This window comes from Candidatus Symbiopectobacterium sp. NZEC135 (assembly GCF_025962695.1).
Genome location: NZ_JAGFPF010000881.1, coordinates 1 through 869, shown reverse-complemented (window position 1 = coordinate 869; position 869 = coordinate 1). Strand labels below are relative to the sequence as shown.

1 pseudogene is annotated in these 869 nt (G+C 58.1%); it reads left to right on the top strand.

The annotated features are described in order from the left end of the window. Position 1: 1 nt before the first annotated feature. Positions 2 to 869: pseudogene (locus tag J5224_RS31160) on the top strand (DUF2813 domain-containing protein); the annotation flags it as partial.

The following is an 869-nucleotide window of genomic DNA, read 5'->3' as shown; positions in this document are numbered from 1 at the left end:
CGTGGAGGTTGTTGGATTCCGCGGCATCAATCGTCTGTCACTGGTACTGGAGCACAATACGGTCTTGATTGGGGAAAATGCTTGGGGCAAGTCGAGTCTCTTGGATGCCTTGTCTCTGCTGCTGTCGCCGGCATTGCCGCTGCATCACTTTTCTTTGCAGGATTTCCACTTTACGCCCGGCGATGAAGCGAGTCGGGAACATCACTTGCAGGTTATCTTCACCTTCTGTGAAAGCGGCGTCGGGCATCACCTTGGGCCGCGATACCGTGGCCTGGTGCCGGTTTGGGTCAGGGGCGAGGGGCGATTACAGCGCATTTTCTATCGTCTGGAAGGTGAAGTGGATGAAAGCGGTGCGGTGTGCACCTGGCGCAGTTTCCTTGACGCTGATGGGCAACCGCTGGCGCTGGACAACTTTGCACCCGGTGTTGCGGCTACGCGATGCGCGTTTCACCCGGCGCAAACGGGTTGACGTCGCGCCGTTGCCGGTGCGCGAGAGTAATAGCGACGACCTGACCCAACACCTGAATCAACTGATGCAGGAACTGACCCGCAACCCGCAGCGGCTGACCGATCAGGATCTGCGTCAAGGGATGGTGGCGATGCGGCAACTGCTGGAGCACTATTTTTCCGAGCAAGGGGATGAGGGCTTCACGCCGCGCCATCCCCGCCACGCGCGCGCGCACAACGGAAAATCCTGGCGCTCTTTGGATAATATCAACCGGATGTTGAGCGATCCCAATAGCCGCAGCCGTCGTATCATTCTGCTCGAACTGTTTTCAACGCTGTTGCAGGCGAAAGGCGCGGTATCGCTGGATACGGAATCGCGTCCGCTATTGCTGGTAGAAGATCCTGAAACCCGATTACACCCG